Annotated in this window: 18 protein-coding genes; 8 read left to right on the forward strand and 10 right to left on the reverse strand. The window is 68.6% G+C overall.

What is annotated here, in order from left to right; translation table 11 throughout:
• Positions 1–36: 36 nt before the first annotated feature.
• Positions 37–447, reverse strand: coding sequence for a hypothetical protein (locus ACFVMC_RS14010; protein WP_379210156.1), 411 nt, complete (start codon positions 445–447; stop codon positions 37–39).
• A 177-nt stretch (positions 448–624) separates the two neighbouring features.
• Between ACFVMC_RS14010 and ACFVMC_RS14015 the strand changes: the two genes are divergently transcribed.
• The 4 genes from ACFVMC_RS14015 (at position 625) to ACFVMC_RS14030 (ending at position 4,497) form a co-directional block, all read left to right on the forward strand.
• Positions 625–1,488 (forward strand): SDR family NAD(P)-dependent oxidoreductase, encoded by an 864-nt coding sequence (locus tag ACFVMC_RS14015; protein ID WP_379210576.1) that lies wholly within the window; start codon positions 625–627, stop codon positions 1,486–1,488.
• 54 nt (positions 1,489–1,542) lie between these two features.
• Positions 1,543–2,154 carry a DUF998 domain-containing protein gene (locus ACFVMC_RS14020; RefSeq protein WP_379210158.1) on the forward strand — a complete coding sequence of 204 codons (612 nt, stop codon included), beginning with the start codon at positions 1,543–1,545 and terminating at the stop codon, positions 2,152–2,154.
• 27 nt (positions 2,155–2,181) lie between these two features.
• Positions 2,182–3,369, forward strand: coding sequence for a site-specific integrase (locus ACFVMC_RS14025; protein ID WP_379210159.1), 1,188 nt, complete (start codon positions 2,182–2,184; stop codon positions 3,367–3,369).
• 183 nt (positions 3,370–3,552) lie between these two features.
• Positions 3,553–4,497 carry a hypothetical protein gene (locus ACFVMC_RS14030; protein WP_379210161.1) on the forward strand — a complete coding sequence of 315 codons (945 nt, stop codon included), beginning with the start codon at positions 3,553–3,555 and terminating at the stop codon, positions 4,495–4,497.
• A gap of 32 nt (positions 4,498–4,529) precedes the next feature.
• On the opposite strand, the gene ACFVMC_RS14035 is transcribed toward ACFVMC_RS14030, so the two are convergent.
• The 8 genes from ACFVMC_RS14035 to ACFVMC_RS14070 form a co-directional block, all read right to left on the reverse strand.
• Positions 4,530–5,114 (reverse strand): hypothetical protein, encoded by a 585-nt coding sequence (locus ACFVMC_RS14035; protein ID WP_379210163.1) that lies wholly within the window; start codon positions 5,112–5,114, stop codon positions 4,530–4,532.
• Between the two features lie 762 nt (positions 5,115–5,876).
• The gene (locus ACFVMC_RS14040) at positions 5,877–8,522 is read right to left on the reverse strand and encodes a hypothetical protein (RefSeq protein WP_379210165.1); all 2,646 of its coding nucleotides are present in this window, start codon (positions 8,520–8,522) and stop codon (positions 5,877–5,879) included.
• A gap of 703 nt (positions 8,523–9,225) precedes the next feature.
• Positions 9,226–10,245: a sugar phosphate isomerase/epimerase family protein gene (locus ACFVMC_RS14045; protein WP_379210167.1), complete on the reverse strand. Its 1,020-nt coding sequence runs from the start codon at positions 10,243–10,245 to the stop codon at positions 9,226–9,228.
• A complete protein-coding gene (locus ACFVMC_RS14050) occupies positions 10,242–11,405 on the reverse strand; it encodes a Gfo/Idh/MocA family protein (RefSeq protein WP_379210169.1) in 1,164 nt (387 codons plus the stop codon). The genes ACFVMC_RS14045 and ACFVMC_RS14050 overlap by 4 nt, the downstream gene beginning before the upstream one ends.
• Before the next feature lie 16 nt (positions 11,406–11,421).
• On the reverse strand, positions 11,422–12,468 hold the full coding sequence (locus ACFVMC_RS14055; protein ID WP_379210170.1) for a substrate-binding domain-containing protein: 1,047 nt from the start codon (positions 12,466–12,468) through the stop codon (positions 11,422–11,424).
• Positions 12,469–12,494: 26 nt separating this feature from the next.
• Positions 12,495–13,508 carry an ABC transporter permease gene (locus tag ACFVMC_RS14060; protein ID WP_379210172.1) on the reverse strand — a complete coding sequence of 338 codons (1,014 nt, stop codon included), beginning with the start codon at positions 13,506–13,508 and terminating at the stop codon, positions 12,495–12,497.
• A complete protein-coding gene (locus ACFVMC_RS14065; protein ID WP_379210174.1) occupies positions 13,505–15,004 on the reverse strand; it encodes a sugar ABC transporter ATP-binding protein in 1,500 nt (499 codons plus the stop codon). The genes ACFVMC_RS14060 and ACFVMC_RS14065 overlap by 4 nt, the downstream gene beginning before the upstream one ends.
• A gap of 18 nt (positions 15,005–15,022) precedes the next feature.
• Positions 15,023–16,114, reverse strand: a complete 1,092-nt coding sequence (locus tag ACFVMC_RS14070; protein WP_379210176.1) for an ROK family protein — start codon at positions 16,112–16,114, stop codon at positions 15,023–15,025.
• 257 nt (positions 16,115–16,371) lie between these two features.
• On the opposite strand from ACFVMC_RS14070, the gene ACFVMC_RS14075 reads away from it, so the two are divergent.
• A complete protein-coding gene (locus ACFVMC_RS14075) occupies positions 16,372–17,514 on the forward strand; it encodes an FAD-dependent oxidoreductase (protein ID WP_379210178.1) in 1,143 nt (380 codons plus the stop codon).
• 204 nt (positions 17,515–17,718) lie between these two features.
• Here the strand turns inward: ACFVMC_RS14075 and ACFVMC_RS14080 are convergent, their stop codons facing one another.
• Positions 17,719–18,558 (reverse strand): TetR/AcrR family transcriptional regulator, encoded by an 840-nt coding sequence (locus ACFVMC_RS14080; RefSeq protein WP_379210578.1) that lies wholly within the window; start codon positions 18,556–18,558, stop codon positions 17,719–17,721.
• Between the two features lie 91 nt (positions 18,559–18,649).
• On the opposite strand from ACFVMC_RS14080, the gene ACFVMC_RS14085 reads away from it, so the two are divergent.
• From ACFVMC_RS14085 to ACFVMC_RS14095, 3 genes are all read left to right on the forward strand, one after another.
• Positions 18,650–19,264, forward strand: coding sequence for a GNAT family N-acetyltransferase (locus ACFVMC_RS14085; RefSeq protein WP_379210180.1), 615 nt, complete (start codon positions 18,650–18,652; stop codon positions 19,262–19,264).
• A 184-nt stretch (positions 19,265–19,448) separates the two neighbouring features.
• On the forward strand, positions 19,449–21,647 hold the full coding sequence (locus ACFVMC_RS14090) for an MMPL family transporter (protein WP_379210182.1): 2,199 nt from the start codon (positions 19,449–19,451) through the stop codon (positions 21,645–21,647).
• 41 nt (positions 21,648–21,688) lie between these two features.
• The gene (locus ACFVMC_RS14095) at positions 21,689–22,504 is read left to right on the forward strand and encodes a class I SAM-dependent methyltransferase (protein ID WP_379210183.1); all 816 of its coding nucleotides are present in this window, start codon (positions 21,689–21,691) and stop codon (positions 22,502–22,504) included.
• Positions 22,505–22,731: the final 227 nt, after the last annotated feature.

Below are 22,731 nucleotides of genomic sequence, written 5' to 3' on the forward strand. Positions count from 1 at the left end.
GACTGTAGGGATCGTTACATACGGAGTCAAGGGGTGCTACGGCACGTACAGGTACCACTCCGCGAAGGTCCCCTGCATCGGCCAGCTCGCCGCCATGATCTTGGCGGGGCCCATGCCGATGAACAGGTCGGCGGTCACGACCTGGCCGGGGCCCGCGGCCGCGCGCACGTAGAGGTTGTGGTGGCGGGCCCCCGCAGATCCCACCCAGCCCAGCGAGACCTGATTGCCGCACGGCCCACGCTGGTAACCGAGCGAACGCACATGGGCGCGAACGAAACCGGGCCGCTGCGGCGCCGCCTCCAAGGCGATGCTCACCGCGCCCGCGCAGAAGTTGGCGTCGCCGAAATTGAACAGGGTGGCACCGAAGGGTGCGAATTGGGGAAGCGGATCCGCTTGCGCGGGCGCGGCGGCGAGAACGGCCGCACCGATTCCTGCGATTGCTGCCATCTGCCGAACCATCATCACTGGATGTCCTTCCCGCATAACGACACTCGTGACGGTACGCCCGGCCACAGACCGGCGGAGCGGATTGACCGACATCCCGGTATCGCCGCCGTGTGCACCGGGCCGGCGTAGTTTGGAGGGAAATCGATGTCGGCTCCACAAGGGGGCACCGTGACCACGATGGTGATGACCGGCGGCACGTCCGGCTTCGGAGCGGTCGCGGCGCGGCGTCTGCGCGGCGGCAATGCCCGGCTCCTGCTCGGTGCCCGGCGGCCCGGTACCGACGTGTTCCCGCTCGACCTGGCCGATCTGTCCTCGGTGCGCGGATTCGCCGCCGCCGTCCGCACCGAACTCGGCGACACCCCGATCGACGCGCTGATCCTCAACGCGGGGCTGGTCCGTCCCGACTCCGACGGCCGCACCGTCGACGGATTCGAGACGACCTTCGCGGTCAATCATCTCGGGCACTATCTGCTGCTGCGCCTGCTGCTCGACGCCTTGGCCGAGGACGCGATCGTGGTGCTCACCACCAGCGGCACCCACGATCCGGCCACGAAAGCGGCCCTGGTCACGCCCCGCCACGCCGATGCCGATCTGCTCGCGCACCCGGACCGCGACCGCGGCGCAGACCCGAAACCGAGCCGGGCCGGGCAGCATGCGTACACCGCGTCCAAACTGTGCACGGTGCTCACCGCTCGCGCACTGAGCGAACGCGGGGTAACGGCGGTGGCTTTCGATCCGGGGCAGGTGTTCGGCACCGGGCTCGCCAAGGATCTGGCGCTGCCGTTGCGCATCGCGTGGAAGGTCATGGGCACGCCGGTCGGCTGGCCGGTGCGCCGGTTCAGCGCGACCCGCAATACGGTCTCCGAGGCCGGTAACGCGTTGGCGGACTTGGTTTTCCGACTCCAAAGTCCAGGCGGATACGCCGCGCTGCGACACGGAAGGCTGGTCGGGCTGCAACCCTCGGAGCTGGCGCGCGAGGAGAAGACCGGTCAGGCGTTGTGGCGAGACAGTGCACGACTGGTCGGGGAATCGTCACTGTGACAGGCATTTTCGTGCGCCGATACGGCTCCCCCGCGAACTCCCGCGGTTGACCCCATGACGACGGTGCACCGCTGGTGCGGGCTCTCGACCGGCCCGCTGTTCATCCTCGCGTTCGGCGTGCTGGGCGCGGTCCGCGACGGCTACAGTCCGGTGCGGCATCCGGTGAGCGCGCTGTCGCTGGGGCCGTGGGGCTGGACCGCCGGGATCGTGTTCACCTCCTGCGGGCTGCTGGGACTGGTGTTCGCGACCGGTTTGTGGCGGGCGGGCGCGGTAGCGGCGGCGATCATGGTCGGGATCTGGTCGGTGGGATTGCTCGGACTGGGCGTCTTCGACACCGACCCGGTCAGCGGCTACCCGCCGGGTGTGGCCGCGCCACCGGACACCAGCCTGCATTCCACCCTGCACAACCTGTGTTCGGTGCTGGTGCTGATCGGGCTCACCGCGGCGTGTTTCGTGTTCGCCGGGGACCGGGGCTGGCTGTGGCTGGGCTATTCGCTGGCCTCGGGACTGGTGTTCGGAGTGGCATTCATGTTGGCCGGCAGCGGATTCGCGCAGGCGCCGAACCTGGTCGAGGTCGGCGGATTGTGGCAGCGGATCGCGATCGTCGCCGGCTGGACGTGGCTGACCGTGCTGGCGTTCCTGTCGAAGGAGGTGTCGAGCGCCTAGGGTTGAGCCGACTGGAAAGGCGGTGCGGTGGAAGCGGTTCCCGAGCTGGTGCGCGACGAGTTGCGCCGGGGTGTGCGCAGTGTGCTGGTCGACGCGGCGGCGCTGCGGCTGGTGCGGGAGCGGTTCGACGACGGGCAGGCCGGGTCGCTGCGCCGGTATCTGGAGGCGTCGCAGTCGGCGAACACGTTGCGCGCCTATCGCACCGACTGGATCGCCTGGGCGGGCTGGTGTGCCGGTGAACACCGGCAGGCGCTGCCCGCGGACCCGCTCGATGTGGCGGTCTATCTGGCCGCTGCCGCCGACGCGCGCCGCGACAACGGCGAGTGGGCGTTCAGCCCGGCAAGCCTGGAACGCAAGTCGGCGGCGATCGCGGCCGTGCACGCCGCCAACGGGCTCGTCTCGCCGACCCGCTCGGATGTGGTGCGGTTGACATTGCGCGGTATCCGCCGCACTCGCCGTACGCCGCCGACGCGCAAACGCCCGGTGTTGCTGCACACGCTCGAACAGTTGCTGGCCGGGTTGCCCGAACCGGGCTGGCCCACCGAACCCGCCCGCCGCCGCGACCGCCTCGCGCTGCTCATCGGCTTCGCGGGGGCGCTGCGCCGCAGCGAACTGGCGGGTCTGCGGGTCGTGGATGTGCGGGTGAGCGTGGATCACAGCACCGGGGAACCGCTGCTGCTGGTGCATCTGCCCACGACCAAGACCGACCCCACCGGTGTCGGTGAGCAGCGGGTGGCGCTGCCGCGTGGGCAACATCCGCGCACCTGCCCGGTGTGCGCGTTCGCCGATTGGCTCGCGCTGCTGGAAATCCACTACGCCACAGGCACACTCGGCGTCCGGCAGTGGCTCGCGCAGGCACCGGCCGCGACGGCGGTGCACCGCTGCCACGGCTTCACCGGAACCGCGCTGGCCGAGAACCCGGACCTGCCACTGTTTCCCGCCATCACCCGGCACGGCGGGATCGGCGCGACCGCCATGTCCGGGCGCGCGGTCGCCGAACTCGTCAAACGGTATGCCGCCCGTGCCGGACTGGATCCCGATCTGTTCTCCGGGCATTCGCTGCGCGCCGGATTCGCGACCCAGGCCGCGCTCGGCGGCGCGTCCGATCGTGAAATCATGCGGCAGGGACGCTGGACGAATCCGCGTACCGTGCACAATTACATTCGCACGGCCAATCCGCTCGAGGACAACGCGGTCACCAAACTCGGGCTGTAATTCGTGTGAGGTGCCTCTCGTCGGCCGAGAAAATGTCCCGATTGCCGGGTGATGCAGGTCTCCACGGGTAGACAGGTCTTCTACCAGCTGTTTCACTGTATGACGTATCGGCTTTTCAGATTTTCTGACTGCCGCGGCCTGAATTCGTCGGTCAGCGGCACAATCCCAACAGGAAACCGAGTCATGCATCTACCCACCGAGGAAACAATTCGCGCCGCACTGGACATGGCGCAAGAAGCTCCACTGGCCGGCGCCACGCTGCCCTGGAAATGGTGGCTGAACGGGGCCGCACTCCATATTCGCCTCGACGATTCGCGAATCGCGGTCAGCATCGATCCAGCGATCCGGCGCACCCAGATGATCGGCCACGGCGCGGCACTGCACCACCTGGCCACCGCACTGCCCGCCTTCGGCTGGGCAGTGGCCGACACCGTACCGCTACCGGACCCGATCGACCCGAATTACCTTGCGGTACTGCATCTCACACCCGCCACCGCCACCCGCGACCAGATCGAGCTGGCGGGAGCGATCTTCCAGCGGCAGTTCCAGCACAACCGGTTCCGCCCCTGGGAGATGCCCAGCAATCTGATCCGCTCGATCAGCCGCGGCGCCGCCGGCACCCGCGCCGCCGCCCGCCACGTCCCCGACGGGCTGCGCAGCGACCTGGCCGCCGCCTACCGCCGGGCCGCCGACCGCAACACCGACTTCGGCGAATTCCTCACCGGCGTCGCCGGTCGCGTCGATCAACGCGAGCCCGTCCTCGAACCCGAAACCCCCACCTGGGCGTCGGAACGCATCGAACGCGAAGCCCCCGAGGACCCCTTCGCCGACCGCAGCCCCGACGCCGCCGAGCTGCTCGTGCTGTGCACGCCCATCGACGACCCGGCCTCGCACCTGAGCGCGGGCGCCGCCGCCAGCTCCATCGTGCTCACCGCCGCCGGCCACGGCCTGGCCAGCTCGCTGCTCACCCAGACCATGACCGTCCCCGACGTCCGCTCCGGCGTCCGCGACAACGTCCTCTACGAATGCGCCTACCCCCACGCCCTCATCCGCCTCGGCCGACCCGACCAATCCGACACCGGCCGCCGCTACGTCCGCGCCCTGCCGGGCGCGACAACAGTGAGCTGAGCTGTTCTCGACGGTCGCAAGACCTGAATGCCCTAGCCTGCATCCTCCCCGACGTCGACGGCGGCCGCGTGAGCGCCGATCGACGACCTCCTTTGCGCAGTGGACTTCATCCAGGTCGCCACCGAGATCACGCCGTCGGCACCTGCCTTCACCACCGTGGCCATCGCGATCGCACCGACCGCGAACCCGATCATCGACAGCAGCACCACCTTGGCCGTCGTCGCGCCGACACGTTTGCGGAACGCGACGGTGGCCAGCGCGGCGACGATCCCCATCAGGATCGCGACACTGCGCGAATCGATCTCGGTACCCAGCCACATCTGAAATCCGAGAAAGACCAATACCAGTGCGACCAGCGCGACCAGCAGCCACGCTTCGACTCGCTGCGACTCCTGCTCCCGCAGAGCCTGGACCGCGGGCTGCGCGGCGGCCTCGGACGTCGTGGCGACAAGCCCGGCCGCGAGCGGATTCGCCGAGCCGACCGGCTCGGCGTCACCAGCACATCCAGTGCAAGGAGTGCCGATCCGAACCGGGTACGGAGGCTCGGCGGCGATGTTCGGCAGTTCGGCGCCGTCCTGCCCGTCTTCGCCTTCGGCAACGACTGGAGGATTCGTCATTTCCTGACCTATCTCACTTTCCCGACGCGACGTAGCGCGACGACAGTTCGATTGGTCCGCATTCGAACGCGGTTGATTCGACGTTCGAATGCGGACCACACGCATTTTCTTCTGGAACGTGACCGGACACCCGAAGGCGATCTGTCAGAGGAGGTACTGCACTGTTTCCCGAATCCCGGTCGGCTAGGCCGGAATCCACATCGCCGCGGAAGCGATGCCCCGAAAGTCTAACGCGCCCAACATGCGCAAAAGCAAGCCGAGAGCAGACCCAAAGAATCGGTTCGTGATCCAGTTCACAATTGGATTGTTCCAACAGGTAAGGCTCAACTAATCGCAGCACATTTCCGCCAGTCAGCGCCAGCACGGGGAGAACCACAGCCACGGTGCGACCGTTTCTCCAACTCTCCAATTACGAGCGTTTCGCCCGGGCCCAACAGACGATGATTCGAATTGGAATACGGTCGGGAACAGCGCAATTGGAGATAGAAAGCACGCGACTCGACCTCCGGGCAACAGCAACGGACACGCCGATCAGGGTTGACACCCACCTCGTGCCCCGTGATGCTGATCCCTGAGCGCTTCGTTCGCACAATTGCACGGACGCTCCCCCGGACCTCACGCGACGGAACGTGACCGAGAATCGGGGTGAACCGGTGGACTGCCGTTGGCTACGGCGGTCCACCCTCAGCGTGAATTCCTGCCCCGCGGCAGGCATGGGGGGATGAGTAGCCGCATTCGCCCCTACCGCACAACGAGTGACGCCTACTTCCCGGGGCGCTCGGTGGTCGACTCGGATGTCGGCGGTCTCCGGTGGTGCTTTCGCCGGCCTTGGCTGGGGCCTTGACCATGCTTGGCCACCAGTTCGGCGACCGATATCTGACGGGCACCCGGCTCGAGCCTCCGGGCCTGACGCGAGCGTGAGCGCGAGGTCGGCGCCACCGGGACGCCGGCTGTCGCATCGACCGCAGGCATTGGCTGGGTATGAGCCATCGATTCCGGCCGCACGATGTGCTCTCTACCCACCACCGCGGTGAACGGAACCTCATCAGGTGATGTGTCCGCGGGCCGCGGCGAATCCCGTTCCAGTGCCCGCAAATCGTCCTGAACCTCGACCGGGGTGTGTTCAGCACCCGCCTCGGGTACCGACCGTTTCTCCGCTGTGCCCGGGGTGATGAAATGGCGCAGCGTGGCTGCCGACCGTGCGACAAAGTTCTTCTGCGGCGCCGGCGCGGTGGCACCGCCGCTCGCCCGTGCCGCCTCTCCCTGCGGCTTCGGGCTCGTATCGGACCGTGGTGGGGTGGCACGGCCGATCAGGACACCGGCGTTGGATGAGGCACGTCGCGGCCCCGCCTCGGCATTGCGCGGTGCATTCCCGAGCAGCGTTCGGCCTCGGACGATGTCGGTCGCCGGGCACTCCCAGCGGGCAAGTCGGCGCACCGTGAAACGACCCTCGAGGGGTTCGTGCCGTTCGAAGCCGACGAGGTCGACCCGAGGTTCCCGGTCCGTCCGGACCGTCACGATGACGTCCTGGCCGACGTACAGACCGCTGACCCGGTGATCGCTGGAGACGATCAAATCGCCGATCTCGATCATGTCCAACGACACCGGATCTCCCGCCAGCGACTGCTCGAAGGTGTTCCCCGGCAACGCGATACCGATCTCGGCGAAGGCATCGCGCACCACTATCGCCGAAAGCAGACAGCGCTCACCCAGCCGCGACAGCGCCACCGCGGCCGCGAGCTCGCCGGGCGAACGCAGCCTGATGATCGGCGTGTAAGGCCCCAGACCGCGACCGATTCCCGAGCGCGCGTACCGAATCAGCTCGGCCACACCGGAACTCGCAGGTACCTCTGGGGCCGTCAACCCCGGGACGGCCAGCGACAGCGGCCGCGCCTCGATCGCCAGCCCACGCTGCCAACGGCGCAACAGCCACATCATCTTCCAGCGCGACGGCCGCTGCGGCAACGCGTGCGCCCGCCGCACGCGCGTTGCCACGGCCGCGGCGCGCGGCTGGTCGCGCGCTGGTGGTTGCGGCCGTGCGATCCGGGGCGCGGCGGCGGCACGGTGCAGGTGATCGAGCATCTCCGCGCCCGCGGCGCCGAGTAGATGCAGGCCCGTCGCCACCACCAGCATGCCCGCACAGCTCGCGGTCGGCAGCGGCACCCGGTGGTGACCGAACTCCACAACCGCCAGCACGACGCCGACCGCGGCACCCGCGGTCACGCACAGGGTCAGGCACAGCGCCACCAGCCCGCGCGCGCACTCCGAGAGCTTCCGCAGGCCCGCCACGTCGACGGTAGCCACCCACCAGGCCGTGTAGAGCAGGGTCACCAGCATCACGATCGCGATGAGCGCCGCCGGCATCTCACCGGTGAAGTGGTAGCTCACCGCCCATGCCACTCCCAGGGGAACCGTGGTGAACACCAACAGCGGCGGCCAGCTACGCAGCCGGGCCCATTCGGCACGGTGACCCGGCATCGGAAGCACACCCCGGGCCACCAACACCACCATCACGGACAACACGCCCACCGCGTACATCGCCGGAACGCTCAGCACGGACTCCGCCACGGCTTGGACCCGCTCATGGATCTCGTGCACCACATGCAATGTCAACAGCATTGTCAGCAGGGCCGCGGAGAACACCGCCGTCGCCACGCTGTAGCGCCACCGCGGCCGCCGGGCTTGCGTGACCGGCATCGAATCCACCCTGAGCGCCATCGCTTCCGGCTGCGAGGATTGCGCGGCCGATTCCGGGGCGGAGGCGACCGGCTCGGGCGGCGGCTCCGGCTCCGGTGGCCGATCCTCCTCGGCCACGCGCCGGTGCGGGAACGTACATGTCAGGGGCGGCTTCAACAGGGCGGCGTTGTCCCGGCGGAACGCGGCGATCTCCGGATCCAGCGCCGCGTCCGCCGCCGCCGTGCGCAGGAATTCGACCGCTGCCGCGGAAATCGGCACCTCCAAGGCCGCGAGCGCCGCCAGCGCCCGCTCCACCATCGACTTCGGCGTCGGGTCGGGCGGCGGCTGCGACGTCGCGCCCACCGTACCGGCGGTTTCGGCGGCACGCCGATCCTGGATCGACTGCCAGCGGTCAAGCCCGATCCGCAGGTCCTCGGCCGACAAGCCGCATCCTTGCAGGAAGGCCATGACACGGGGCTTGGTCGGAAGGTACTTGTAGGCGGGATCTTTGGTGTAGTTGTGGATCGTGCTGTCGCTGAGCTTGCCATGGGATGCGCGGGCGAGGGCAGTGGCCGTCAACCCGGACTGTTCCAGGACCGCGGCAAGGAATTGGCGGTATTCGACTCGAAGATCCGCAAAGCAGGCGAACTTCGGGTCGAGCACCAGCAGCGCGACCGCGGCATGGCCCTCGCCGGCGAGTTGGTGCGCGCGCGCCGACGCCGGCGCGCTCACCGTTCTGTCGCTGGATGCCCGCGCCCGACTCCGGCGGTACCGGCTAGTCGCGCTCCCACACACTCGACACCGCGCACGGATAAGGAGACCGGCCCCCACACACGGGCGTTCAGCACTTCGGGTTTCCTCCAATTGGGATATCGGAGATGCCGTACACACGCGCAGACTCGAATCCGAGCCGCTCAGCTGCACGGGTCCAGGTATGCGCGCCAGGCCCGAGCGCGAGCAACGTGTCCCTCGTCGCGGGTGCAGCCCGGATCCGAGGTCGCGGCAACTCCGATCGCGCCGCTGACCGCATGTCAGCAACAAGCGCGTTACCTCCTGCTGCACCGGAGGCATCAACCAGTCTGCCCCGCTGCGGAGGCGAAGACAACGCTGGACTCACCCAACTCGGGCAAACTCTACCGCCCGACAACTCCAACACATCTTGACCAGGGCCTATGAGTCGACTTCGATTCTCCAAGTAGGGATTCGATCGCTCCAAGCCATTCACTTGGAGCGAAATCGAATTCTGGCGAATGCCCGGCCAATCGCTTGATAGGGACTGGTTACCAAGGCCTTTCAGCTGCCCGGCGCAGATATCCGGTTCGCTGCATCGATGCTGGCAAAAAGGACTCTGCACGGCCAACTCGACCTGGTAGAGATTTCCCAGTACGAGCGTACGGCTATCCATCGGCAATCGAAGCCCAGGTCGAAGCGGAATCTACCCGCCGCGCGAATCCCGGTGGGTGAACGCGGCATCGAAGGCGGTCGCCGGTGGGGTGATCGCGTTGCGGGCGCGGATGAAAGCCAGCGCTTCGGGGGCGCCGGCCAGCCGGTCCATACCGGCGTCCTCCCATTCGACCGAGATCGGGCCGGTGTAGCCGATGGCGTTCAACGCGCGAAAACAGTCCTCCCACGGCACATCCCCTCGACCGGTGGACACGAAATCCCAGCCGCGGCGCAGATCACCCCACGGCAGGTGCGAGGACAGCCTGCCGCGGCGGCCGTCACCGCAGCGCAGCCGCGTGTCCTTGCAGTCCACGTGGTAGATCCGGTCCGCGAAATCCAGGATGAAAGCCACCGGGTCGAGCTCCTGCCACACGAAATGTGAAGGATCCCAGTTCAATCCGAAGGCCGGACGATGATCGAGGGCGTCCAGTGCGGCCGCGGTACTCCAGTAGTCGTAGGCGATCTCTCCGGGATGGACCTCGTGGGCGAAACGCACCCCCTCGGCGTCGAAGACGTCCAGGATCGGATTCCAGCGGTCGGCGAAATCCTGGTAGCCCGCCGCGATCGTCTCCGCGGGCACCGGCGGGAACATGGCCACCGTGTGCCAGATCGCGGACCCGGTGAATCCGACGACCGTGTCGACCCCGAAGGCGCGCGCGGCCCGGGCGGCGTCGGCCATATCGGCGGCCGCACGCCGCCGCACACCCTCCGGGTCGCCGTCGGCCCAGATCCGCGCGGGCAGGATGGCGCGGTGGCGCGCGTCGATGAGGTGATCGCAGACCGCTTGGCCGACCAGATGGTTGGAGATCGCGAACACCTGTAACCCGTACCGTCGCAACGTTTTTCGCTTCTCGTGCACATACCCCGGTTCGGCCAGTGCCCGGTCGACCTCGAAATGATCGCCCGAGCACGCGATCTCGAGGCCGTCGTAGCCCCAGTCGGCGGCCAGCGCGCACACCTGCTCGAAGGGCAGATCCGCCCACTGTCCGGTGAACAACGTGATCGGTCTCATGGCCGGGCTCCTGCGATCGGGTGCCAGCGACCGGCGTCGGCGGCACTGGCTTGCACGGCGGCCAGCACCCGCTGCACCGCCAGACCGTCGGCGAAGCTCGGGTCGGGGTCCTTGCCCGCGGCGATCGCGACGACCAGATCGGCGATCTCGTTGCCGAAGGCATGGTCGTAGCCCAGGCCGTGCCCGGGCGGCCACCACGCACCCGCGTACGGGTGCTCGGATTCGGTGACCAGGATGCGCCGGAATCCCGCGGTCTCGGCCCGCTCGTCCTGATCGTGGAACCACAGCACGTTCATCTCCTCCAGATCGAAGGACAGGCTGCCGCGAGTCCCGTTGAGCTCGAGCCGCAAAGCGTTCTTGCGACCGGTCGCGACCCGGCTGGCTTCGAACGAGGCCAGCCCGCCACCGGACAACCGGCCCAGGAACAGCGCGGCGTCGTCGACGGTGACCGGGCCCCGGCCCGGCCCGTCGGGGCGCGGCCGTTCGGTGACGAAGGTGTCCAGCAACGCCGACACCCCCGTCACCGCCTCCCCGGTGACGAACTGGGTCGCGTCGATGATGTGCGCGCCGATATCGCCCAGCGCGCCCGACCCGGCCCGCTGCCGATCCAGCCGCCAGCTCAGCGGCGCGTCCGGGTCGGCCAGCCAATCCTGCAGATACTGCGCCCGCACGTGCCGGATGGCGCCGAGCCGGCCCCGCGCCACCAGGTCGCGCGCCAAGGCCAGCGCGGGCACCCGCCGGTAGGTGAATCCGACCATCGAACGCACCCCGTCACGGGCCGCGCGTTCGGCAGCAGCCGCCATCGCCTGCGCCTGCGCCACCGAATTGGCCAGCGGCTTCTCGCACAGCACATGTTTTCCAGCGGCCAGCGCGGCCAGCGCGATCTCCGCGTGCGTGTCACCGGGGGTGCAGATGTCGATCAGATCGACATCGTCGCGTTCGAGCAGCGCACGCCAGTCATCGACCGCGTCGGCCCAGCCCAGCCGCGTCGCCGCCGCTCGCGTCCGGCCGATGTCGCGGCCGGCCAGCACCGAAAGCACCGGCCGCGCGGGCAATTCGAAGATCGCGTCGACGCTGCGCCAGGCGTGGGAGTGGACGCGGCCCATGAACGCGTGGCCGACCACGGCGACGCCGAGCCTCGGGCGATTGGTCGAACTCATCGGGCTCCGTCCCGGATCAGTACCCGTTGGCCAAGTACTGATCCACATTGTCTTTCGTGACGACCGCGGAGTAGGTGGTGATCTTCGCGGGCACATCGTGTTCGGCGAGATCGCCGAGGGCTTTGCGCTGACCCAGCAGCCGCGCGCACGCCACCGCCGAGGAGGCCATGGCCGGGCTGTAGAGCACCGTCGCCCGCAACGGCGAATTGCCGGATTTGATCTCGTTCATCGCCTGGGTGGATCCGCCGCCGCCGGCCATCACGAATTCCCCGGCCCGACTGGCCTGGCGGATCGCGGCCAGCACGCCGATGCCCTGGTCGTCGTCGTGATTCCACATGGCGTCGATCTTCTTGACCGCCTGCAACATCTGACTGGCCACCTGCTGCCCGCCCGCAGCGGTGAAATCGGTGGATTGGCGGGCCGCGATCCGGAATCCGGCCGCCGCGATCGCATCCCGGAATCCGGCGCTGCGCTCCTGGGTCAGCGCCAGGTTGTCGATGCCTGCGATCTCCACGATCACCGGGTCGGCGATCTTCTGCTCCCGCATCCGCGCGGCCAGGAAGTTACCGGCGTTCACGCCCATGCCGTAGTTGTCACCGCCGATCCAGGTGCGGTAGGCCAGCGCGGAAGCGAACACCCGGTCCAGGTTGATCACCGGAATCCCCGCGGCCATCGCCTTTTTCGCGACCTCGGTGAGCGCGTTGCCGTCGAAGGGCAGGATCACCAGCACCCCGACCTTCTGGTTGATCAGGGTCTGCACCTGTTCGATCTGGCGGGCGACATCGTTGGTGCCCTCGGTCAGGTCGAGTTCCACATCCTCGAACCCCTGCGCCTGGGCGCGAGCGTTGCGGGTGATGGCGGCGGTCCAGCCGTGGTCGGCGGCGGGTGCGGAGAACCCGATCCGCACCTCGGGCCCGGCGGCGGCGTTGTCGGCGCCGGGCCCGGCGACCTGGGTGCTCGAGGTGGTCTCGTTGGAGGTGCAGGCCGCCGCGGCCAGACCGGCGCCTGCGGCCAAGGTGCCCAGCAGCAGACCGCGACGGGAAGGAGAAGACAGGGTGCTCATCGTATTCCTTTGTGCGTGAACGATTCTCAAGTGAGAACGGGGACGGCCCGAGCGCGGCCGAAGCGCTGGAACAGCAGGACGGCGACGATGATCGCGCCCTTGCCGATCGCCTGGATGGGTTGGGCCAGGTTGTTGAGGATGAACAGATCCTCGATCACGGTGAACACCAGTACGCCGAGGATCGACCCGGTGATGGTGCCGTAGCCACCGCTGAGCAGGGTGCCGCCGATGACCACCGCGGCGATCGCGTCCAGTTCGTAGAGCTGGCCGTTGGTGCTGGCGCCGGTGGTGGTCTGCGCGGTGAGCATGACCGCGGCGATCCCGCAGCACACCCCCGAGATCACATACAGCAGCAGGGTGTGGCGGCGCACGTCGATACCGGCCAGCCGCGCCGCTTCCGGATTGCCGCCGACCGCACAGCTGCGCCGCCCGAAGGTGGTGCGCTCCAACAGGATCCAGCCGAGCGCGACCACGACCAGGAACAGATACACCAGCAGCGGGACACCGAGCACCCGGTCCTGGGCCAGCCTCAGCAGATCGGTGGTCACCAGCTGTGACTGCCGCCCCGAGATCTCCTCCGCCAGACCGCGCGCGGCCACCATCATGGCCAGAGTGACGATGAACGGCACCAGCGTGCCGTAGGCGATGAGCACGCCGTTGAGCAGACCGCACGCCGCGCCGACGGCCAGCGCGCTGAACACCATGCCCGCCACACCGTAGGACTGGGTCGCGGTGGTGGTACACCACACCGAGGACAGCGCGATGATCGCACCCACCGACAGGTCGATGCCGCCGCCGACGATCACGAACGTCATCCCTACGGTGACCACGCCGATCACCGAGGCCAGGGTCAGAATGGTGATCAGATTGCCGGTGGACAGGAAATCCGCGCCCTTGGTGATCGCGCCGACCGCGACCAGCGCCGCGAGCGCGGCCACCAGCGTCGCGTGTTTGCGGAACTCTCTGCGCGCGATACCCGCCGGGCCGCGCGCCGCCACCACGACCGCCGCATTTGGCGCCGCTCGATCCGGTGCGCTCACAGGGCACTTCCTTCCATGATCATGCCGACGACGGCGCTCTCGGTGAGCTCGGCCGCGGGCGCGGCGTGGATGACCACGCCCTCGCGCAACACCAGCACCCGATCCGAGAGCGCCAGCAGTTCGGGGAGGTCGCTCGAGACCAGCAGCACCGCGACCCCGCGGTCGGCCAGGCGGCGGATCTGCGCGTACACGTCGGCACGCGCGCCCACATCCACGCCGCGGGTGGGTTCGTCCAGCAGCAGGACCCGCGCGTCGTCGAGCAGCCAGCGCGCCAGGATCGCCTTCTGCTGGTTGCCGCCGGACAACTCGCGCACCGGATGCGCCGGGTCGGGCGGGCGCACACCCACCCGGGCGAGCGCGGCGCGGGTATCGGCGCGTTCGCGGCGGCGATCGAAGAACCCCAGCCGCGAATAGCGGGGCAGCGAAGCGGCGGAGATATTGCGGCCCACCGATTCCAACAGGAACAGGCCCTGGGATTTGCGTTCCTCGGGAGCCAGGCCGAGCCCGGCGGCGACGGCGGCGCGGGTGCTGCCCGGACGAACCCGGCGCCCGTCGACGGTGACCCGGCCCGCGGCCGGACGACGTGCGCCGTAGACGGTTTCGAGGATTTCCGAGCGGCCCGCGCCGACGAGTCCGGCCAGGCCGAGGATCTCCCCGGCGTGCACGGTGAACGACAGGTCATGCAATCGCCGGGGCAGGCTCAGCTGCTCGACACGCAACACCTCGGCGGTGGCCGAGGCGGTGTCGCGGGCGGCGGCGGCGCGCAGGTCGGTACGGCCGGTCATCAGCGACACCACCTGCTCGGTGCCGGTGGTCGCGGCGGGCAGACCGGCGGCGACGGTGCGCCCGTCCTTGAGCACGGTGATCCGGTCGCCGATGGCCCGGATCTCCGCGAGCCGATGCGAGATGTAGACGACCGCGACCCCCTCGCCGCGCAGCTGGCCGATGATGCGGAACAGGTTGGCCACCTCGTCGTTGCCCAGCGCCGCCGAGGGTTCGTCCATCACGATCAGACGGGCGTCGTGCGAGAGCGCCCGCGCGATACCGACCACCTGTTTGGCCGCGGTGGGCAGCGGGCCCACCGCGGCGGCGGGATCGAGTTCGGCATGTCCGAGGCGGGCGAGCAGCTCGGTGGCCGCCCGGGCGGCGGTGCCGCGCCGGGTCCAGCCGAAACGCGAATGCTCATGTCCGAGAAAGATATTGTCGGCGATGCTCAGGCCGTCGCAGAGGTCGAGTTCCTGATAGATCGTGGCGATGCCCAGCCGGGTCGCGGCCGCCGGCCCGGACAGCCGCACCGGTTCCCCGCGCCAGCGCAGTTCCCCCGCGTCGGGCTGGTGCGCACCCGAAAGCACTTTGATCAGTGTCGATTTGCCCGCGCCGTTCTGTCCGAGCAGGCAGTGCACCTCACCGGCGCGCACCTCGAGATCGACCTGGTCCAGGGCCCGCACGCCCGGGAATTGCTTGACGATGCCCCGCATGGTGAGCACGGTGTCCATGGCCGATCTCCTCGCCGCTCACGCCACGCTGAACACGTGGTCGCTGATCAGCCGGGCCGCGCCGATCAGACCGCCGACCCCGACCAGCTCCGAGAGCACGATCGGCAGATTGCCGGTGGCCAGCGGTAGTGAGCGCCGGTAGACGACGCTGCGGATCTCCGCGAGCAGCGGGTGCCCGAAACCGGTGACCCCGCCCGCGATCACCACCAGCCCCGGGTTGAAGAAGCTGACCAGCCCCGCCAGCACCGTGCCCAGGTGCGCGCCCGCCTCGCGAATCATGGCTACCGCCACCGGGTCTCCCGCGGCGGCCGCGTCGGCCAGATCGACCGCGCTCAGACTGCCCGCGCGCGCCAGGCGTTCGGCCAGCACGGCCGAGCGTCCGGCGCGCGCGGCGGCGGTGGCCTCGCGGGCCAGCGCCGCCCCACCCGCGTAGGCCTCGAGGCAGCCGGTGTTGCCGCACGCGCAGACCGGTCCGTCCTCGGCGATGCGGATATGCCCGATATCGCCCGCGCTGCCGGACACGCCGCGATACAGCCCGCCGTCGACCACGATTCCGCAGCCGACCCCGGTGCCGATCTTGACCAGCAGGAAGTCGGCGACCGAATGTGCTGAGCCTGAGTGCATTTCGCCCAGTGCCAGCAGGTTGACGTCGTTGTCGACCAGGACCGGACAGCCGAGTTCCTGGGCGACCACCTCCCGGACGGGGAACCGGTGCCAGCCGGGCATGATCGGCGGCGAGACCGGAATGCCGTCGCGGAAGCTCACCGGCCCCGGCACCCCGATGCCCGCGCCGTGCAGGCGGCCACCGGCGGCGTGTTCGGCGCGGAGTTTGCCGAGCAGGTCCAGGACCCGCTCCAGGACCGCCGCCGGGCCCTGCCGGATATCGCAGGGCTCGCACAGATGTCCGAGCACGCGCAATTCGCCGTCGGTGACGGCGACGTCGATGGAGGTGGCGCCGATGTCGACGGCCGCGAAGCGCAGGCCCGCGGCCAGTCGCGCGATCGCCGAACGCCGCCCGCCGCTCGAGGCTGCGAGCCCGCCCGCTTCGACGAGACCGAGTTCGGCCAGGCGGTCCAGTTCGACGGCGAGTTTCGAGCGGGACAGCTCCATCGGATGCCCCAGTTCCGAGCGTGATTGCGGGCCGCGATCGCGCAGTAGCCGCAAAAGCCTTACCTGGTGGGCATTTTCGGGTCGAGTCGCGATCCGCATAGCGAGATTGAACGCCTCTTTGTCGGGCGATGGGTGGACTTTCGGAAAAGTTGGCCGGAGTTTGTTCTGTAGCAAGACAAAGTAGTCGTCAACTCAAAGTTGACGACCCTGTTGCGTCAACCTATGGTTGACGCAACATCGGAATGGAGGAACACACCGTGACAACTCAACGGGTGATCGTGACCGGCGCCGGAATCGCCGGACTCGCTGCCGCACTACGCCTGCACCGAGCCGGCTGGGACGTCCTGGTCCTGGAACGCGCGGCCGAACGCCGCAGCAGCGGATACCTGCTGAACCTGCACGGCCCCGGATACGACGCCGCCGAACGACTCGGACTCCTACCGGCACTACGCGCCAAGGACATCGGATTCTTCACCTCCACCCTCGTCCACCCCGACGGACGCGAGAAATTCACCATCCCGGCCGCCGTCGCACAGCAGGCCGTCGGCGCCCGCGCCCTGAGCCTGTTCCGCGGCGACCTGGAAACCGCACTCTACGAGGCGGTTTCGGCCACCGTCGACCTACGATTCGACACCACCGTGCACAGCCTCGAACAGGACCCCGACGGCGTCGAGGTCACCCTCTCCGACGGCAGCACCGAACGCGCCGACCTGCTCATCGGCGCCGACGGCGTGCACTCCGCCATCCGCGCACTGGCCTTCGGACCCGAAACCGACTACCTCCTCGACCTCGAGCACATGGTCGCGGCATTCCCGCTCACCGACGTCTCCGACCACGTCGCCGAAGGCACCGGCGCCACCTTCCTCGGCCCGCGCCGCACCGCCGCCGTCATGAACCTCGGACCCGGACGTTCCTCCGCCTTCTTCACCTACCGCGGCTACGACACCCACGCCCGACCAGCCCTCACCACCGCGTTCGGCGACCTCGGCGGCGGCATCGCACACGCCCTGCACCAACTCCCCGACGACGCCTACTTCGACACCGTCGGCCAGATCGTCATGGACCACTGGCACCACGGCCGCGTCGTCCTGCTCGGCGACGCCGCCTGGTGCGTCACCGTCTTCGCCGGCTACGGCGCCGCCCTCGCCCTGCACGGCGCCGACCACCTCGGCGCCACCCTCACCGCCCACCCCGGCGACCTGCCCGCCGCCCTCACCGCCTGGGAAACCGCCCTGCGCCCCGAAGTCACCAAACGACAAGCCCTGGCCCGCAAAGGAATCGCCCGCTTCGCCCCACCCACCACCTACCACGTCCAAATGAGCGAACTCATGCTCCGCACCATCGCCCTGCCCGGCATCCGCCACCTCGTCGCCCGCGCCATCCGGCGCGCCAACAACTAGCGACTCGCGGACACCACCTCGAGGACCTCGGCCGAACCCACCAGCGGCCGACCCTCGTACATCGTGATCAGCACATACAGCGCCATCTCCACTCCCGGAGCCTGATCTCGCCCCGGACATCATCGACTGTCAGACCACTCACCGCGACCGCGTCCGCACGCAACAGGTCGACGGCACGGCGCAGGAGACTCAAGACGTCGTCGGTCATGCGGTGGGCTCCCCCGTCGGACGGAGTCCGCACCGGCTGAACAGCCCATCGGGGAAGTGCCGGGCCGCGATGCCGTCGAGGAGCAGGGCGATGCAGTCGTCCAGGAGAAGGTCCAGGTCCAGGGTCAACTCGGCAGTGCCGGACTCGAATACATAGGTCAGCATCGGGTAGGCCGCGGGGGTGACCAGGGCGGCGATCTCCTCGGCGGTGGACTTCGTGCCCAGCGGGCGATGCTCGGAGGTGACCAGCAGGGCCAGGCCCTGGACCAGGCCCGACACCGCCAGATAGGCAGTGATCAAATCCTTCGGCGGCATACCGGGATAGTGCAGTGCCGCGAACGGGCGCTCGAGCGAATCCAGCAGCGTCGGGCCCATCGGCGGACGCGTCTGCGCCAGCACCGGCAACATCCAAGGATGACGCCGATACAGCTGCCACTCACCGCGCGCCTCGTGCGCCAGCACCGCCCGCCAGCCCAGCACCTCCGGCGCCGGCGGCGCCAACTCGGCCAACGTCAACTCCGCCATCTCGGCCAGCAACGCATCCCGATCGGAAAAATGGCGATACAGCCCCGCCGTCGCCACACCCAGCTCCATCGCCAGACGTCGCATCGACAACCCCTCCAACCCCTCCCGATCCGCCAGCGCCACCGCCGCACGCACCACCGCGACCGTGGTCAGCCGCCGCGGCGGATTCCGGCGCTGCGCCGGTACCGCGCGCCGCCGCGCCCGATACGCCCGCGCCTGACAGGACCGCGAACAATACCGCCGCCGCCGGCCCCGTACCGGATGCTCGACCTCCGCACCGCACACGACACACCGCGACTGCTGCGTTTTCATCACGCCTTCTAGTGTGACGAAATTGTCGTAAACCCGTCACCACCCCCATACCTTGGCAATCGCAGACACCGTTCACAGAAAGGTCAGCGAGATGGGAACCCAGATACACCTGCACCGCGCCGAACCACACGAACTCGACACGGTGACACAGGTATTCGCCCGCGCCGGCGCCGACGAAGCCGTCACCGCATGGATCACCGACAACGAACCCGGCATCGTCGAGCAATACCGCACCGTCTTCGCACCCCAAACCATCGCCGACGCCCTGCGTGACGACGAAATCTGGGTCGCCGGCGATGGCACCGAAATCTGGGCCGTCTCCCTCTGGCAGACCGTGCACACCCACGACCGCTTGCACCGCGACGCCGCCTACCTCCGCGACCTCTACGACCAAGCCCCACACCCCAGCCTGCGCCGACTACGCGCACTCACCGGCCTCCTCAGCGAAACCCACCCCGCCGAATTCCCACACCGCTACCTCCAAGCCATCGTCACCCTGCCCGAACACCGCGGCAAAGGCGCCGGCGCCGCCCTCGTCACCGACCGCGCCGACGCCGCAGCCGCCGATGGACTCCCGACCTACCTCGAAGCCAGCACCGAACGCTCCGCCCACCTCTACACCCGCTGCGGATTCGCCCTCGAAGGCGAACTCATCGCGCTCCCCGAAGACGGACCTGTCCTGCGCCCCATGTGGTTCCGCGGCTGAATCACGCACTGGCACAGATTTTCCAGCCGCGGGCCACCCACTCCTGGGCGGCCCGCGGCACCTCACCGTGAACCCGCTCGCACACCGGCGCGCACACCGCGAAAATCGGTACCTTTGATGGAATGCACAGCGGCGACACGGCATCGAGCACGACACCCCCGATCCCCGACAGCAGGAGACGCTGATGTTCGTGCACTGGGGGGCGCTCGTCGCACGACTCCGATTCCTCGTCCTCGGGCTGGTCACCGCCGCCCTGCTCGCCCTCGGCGCCTACGGCTCCGACCTCGCCGAACACCTCAGCTCCGGCGGCATGTTCGACGACAGCTCCGAATCCGCCGAAGCCGCCCGCATCGCCGACCAAGCCTACGGCCGCAACCACGACTTCGACGTCGCCATCCTCTACACCGCGCCCGCCGGAAAGACCATCGACGACCCGGAATTCAGCGCCGCCGTCACCGACAGCCTCAACCGGCTCCCCCGCCAACACCCCGACCAGATCGCGGGCGTCAACGCCACCTACTGGCGCGCGGTCACCGCCCGCGGGCACAGCGCCCAAGCCGCCAACACCGACAAGACCCGCGCCATCGCCCTGCTCGCCCTGCGCGGCGACAACGACACCGACATCATGCGCAGCTACCGGAAAGTCAAGGACGCCTTCACCATTCCCGGCATCGACGTCCAGGTCGGCGGACTACAACCCCTCGCGGGCACACTCAACGACACCATGGCCGACGACATCCACCGCGTCGAAATCCTGGCCCTGCCCGCCGTCGCCCTGCTGCTGTTCTTCATCTTCGGCGGCGTCGTAGCCGCCGCCCTGCCCCTCGTCGTCGGCGGGCTCACCATGATCGGCGCCAACGGCCTGGTCCGCTACGTCGCCACCCTCACCGAGGTCAACACCTTCGTCCAACCCATCGTCACCATGATCGGCCTCGGCCTGGCCATCGACTACGGGCTGTTCATCGTCAGCCGCTTCCGCGAAGAACTCACCGCCGGACACGACACACCCACCGCCGTCCGCCGCACCGTCCAGACCGCCGGACGCACCGTCGTCTTCTCCGCCACCATGATCATCGTCAGCCTCGGCGGCATGCTGCTGTTCCCCCAGGCCTTCCTCAAATCCATGGCCTACGGCGCCATCGCGACCGTCTCCCTGGCCGCGCTCACCGCCATCACCGTGCTGCCCGCCATGCTCGCCATCCTCGGCCCCCGCGTAGACCTGCTCGGCCTGCCCCGCCGCCGCGCACCCCACGGCGCCCGCGACGACAACCGCTGGGAACGCTCCACCGCCTGGGTGCAACGCCACCCCCGCAAACTCGCACTCCCCCTGTGCATTCTGCTGCTCCTGCTCACCGTCCCGGTCGGCAACCTCATCTTCGGTGGCTTCAGCGAACGCTATCTCCCGCCCGACAACCCCACCCGCCTCGCCCAGGAAACCATCGACGCCGAATTCGCCCAGAAACGTTCCGACCCCATCGAACTCGTCTTCATCTCCCGCAACACCCCCGCCATCGGAGCCATCCTCGAACAGGCCGACCAGGCACCCGGCCTGTCCCAGGACTTCGCCATCCCCTCCCAATCGTCGACCCGCAAGGACGTCTACCGGACCAGCGCCCTGCTCGTCGATTCCGACCAAGCCGGGCAAACCATCGACTACCTCCGCAACCTAGACATTCCCGACGACGTCACCATGCTCGTCGGCGGCATGCCCGCCATGCAGAAAGACAGCATCGACGCACTCCTGTACCGCATTCCGGTCATGGTCGCCCTGGTCCTATTCCTCACCACCGCGCTCATGTTCCTGACCTTCGGCTCCCTCGTACTGCCGATCAAGGCCGCGCTCATGAGCGCCCTCGGCCTCGGCAGCACCCTCGGCATCCTCACCTGGATCTTCGTCGACGGGCATCTGGCCGACCTGCTCGAATTCACCCCGCAGCCGATCCAATCGAACATGCTCGTGCTCATTATCGCGATCATCTACGGACTGTCCACCGACTACGAGGTCTTCCTCATCTCCCGCATGGTCGAGGCCCGCGCCCTGGGCGCCACCACCACCGACGCCATCCGCATCGGCACCGCCCAGACCGGCAACATCATCACCGCCGCCGCGCTCATCCTGCTCGTCGTCACCGGCGCGTTCGCCTTCTCCGACCTGGTGATGATGCAGTACGTCGCGTTCGGCATGATCGCGGCCCTGTTCATCGACGCCACCCTCATCCGCATGCTGCTCGTCCCGGCCGTCATGCAGCTACTGGGCGACCGCTGCTGGTGGGCGCCCGCCTGGATGCGCCGGCTGCACGAACGCGCCGGGCTGGGCGAACCCGTCCTCGACGACGAAACCGGACTTCCCAGCGACGGATCGCGGTACGCTCGCGCCAGATAACACGCGGAGTCACCACGGCCACTGGACCCGAAGGACCACCGATGACATCTCGAACGGGGATCAGCCAGCTCGAAGCCGAATACGCCGACCCCAGCGCGCTGCGCGTGCGGATCGACACCCATCGGCAGTTCTCCGAACGGCCCGATGATCCACACGCCGACGTCCTGGCCGCCCTGAAGCTCGACGGCACCGAATACCTCGCCGATATCGGCTGCGGTGACGCCCGCTTCCTCGCCGACCTGGCCGCTGCGGGCCATCGGGGACCACTGCTCGGGGTGGACAGCGCCCCGGCGATGGTCGCCGCCGCCGACAGCATTCCCGGAGTGCACGGCGTCCGCGCCGACGCCGCCCGGATGCCGTTCGAGGACAACACCTTCGATGTGCTCACCGCCCGTCACATGCTCTACCACGTGCCGGAGCCCGCCACCGCGCTCGCCGAGTTCCGGCGCACCACCAAACCCGGCGGCACCATCACCCTGGTGGTCAATCGACCGCGCACCTGCCCACGCATCCGCGAGCTCATCACCGCGCACGCGGCCACCTACGGCATCGACCCTGCCGACGCGCCGCCGTACACGGTCGACTCCGACACCCTCCCACCCCTGCTCGACGAGCTGTTCGGCGCCGCCCGCCTGCTGCACCGCGACAACGCTCTCGTCTTCGAATCTCCCGACCCGCTCATCCGTTTCGCGGAATCCGTCTTCACCTTCGACGGCATCGCCCCCGACCATCCACACCGCGCCGCCGTGCTCACCGACCTCACCGCCGATATCGAGGACTGGTTCCGCCACCACCCCGGCGAAGCCTGGCGCGACCCCAAGGGCTACCTCGTCGCCACCGTCACCGTCCCGGCCTGACCCGCTCGAAGCTGCTTTTCATGATTGAACTGCACTGTCGTGCTCAGTCTTCCGGTGTTTCGGTAGAAAGGTGAGCAATACATAGTTAGATGCGCATATCTACCTACAGGGATGTCTATAACTTGGGTGCAACCGAGTGGAATCGGCCGAAGTCCTTATGCCGGGAACCTTTTCGCGACATACGCGCACGCACTCCCCTGCCTTTACCTCGGCGTGCCGATCTCCGA

It is taken from the genome of Nocardia sp. NPDC127579, assembly GCF_042672005.1.
In the GTDB taxonomy this organism is placed as follows: Bacteria; Actinomycetota; Actinomycetes; order Mycobacteriales; family Mycobacteriaceae; genus Nocardia.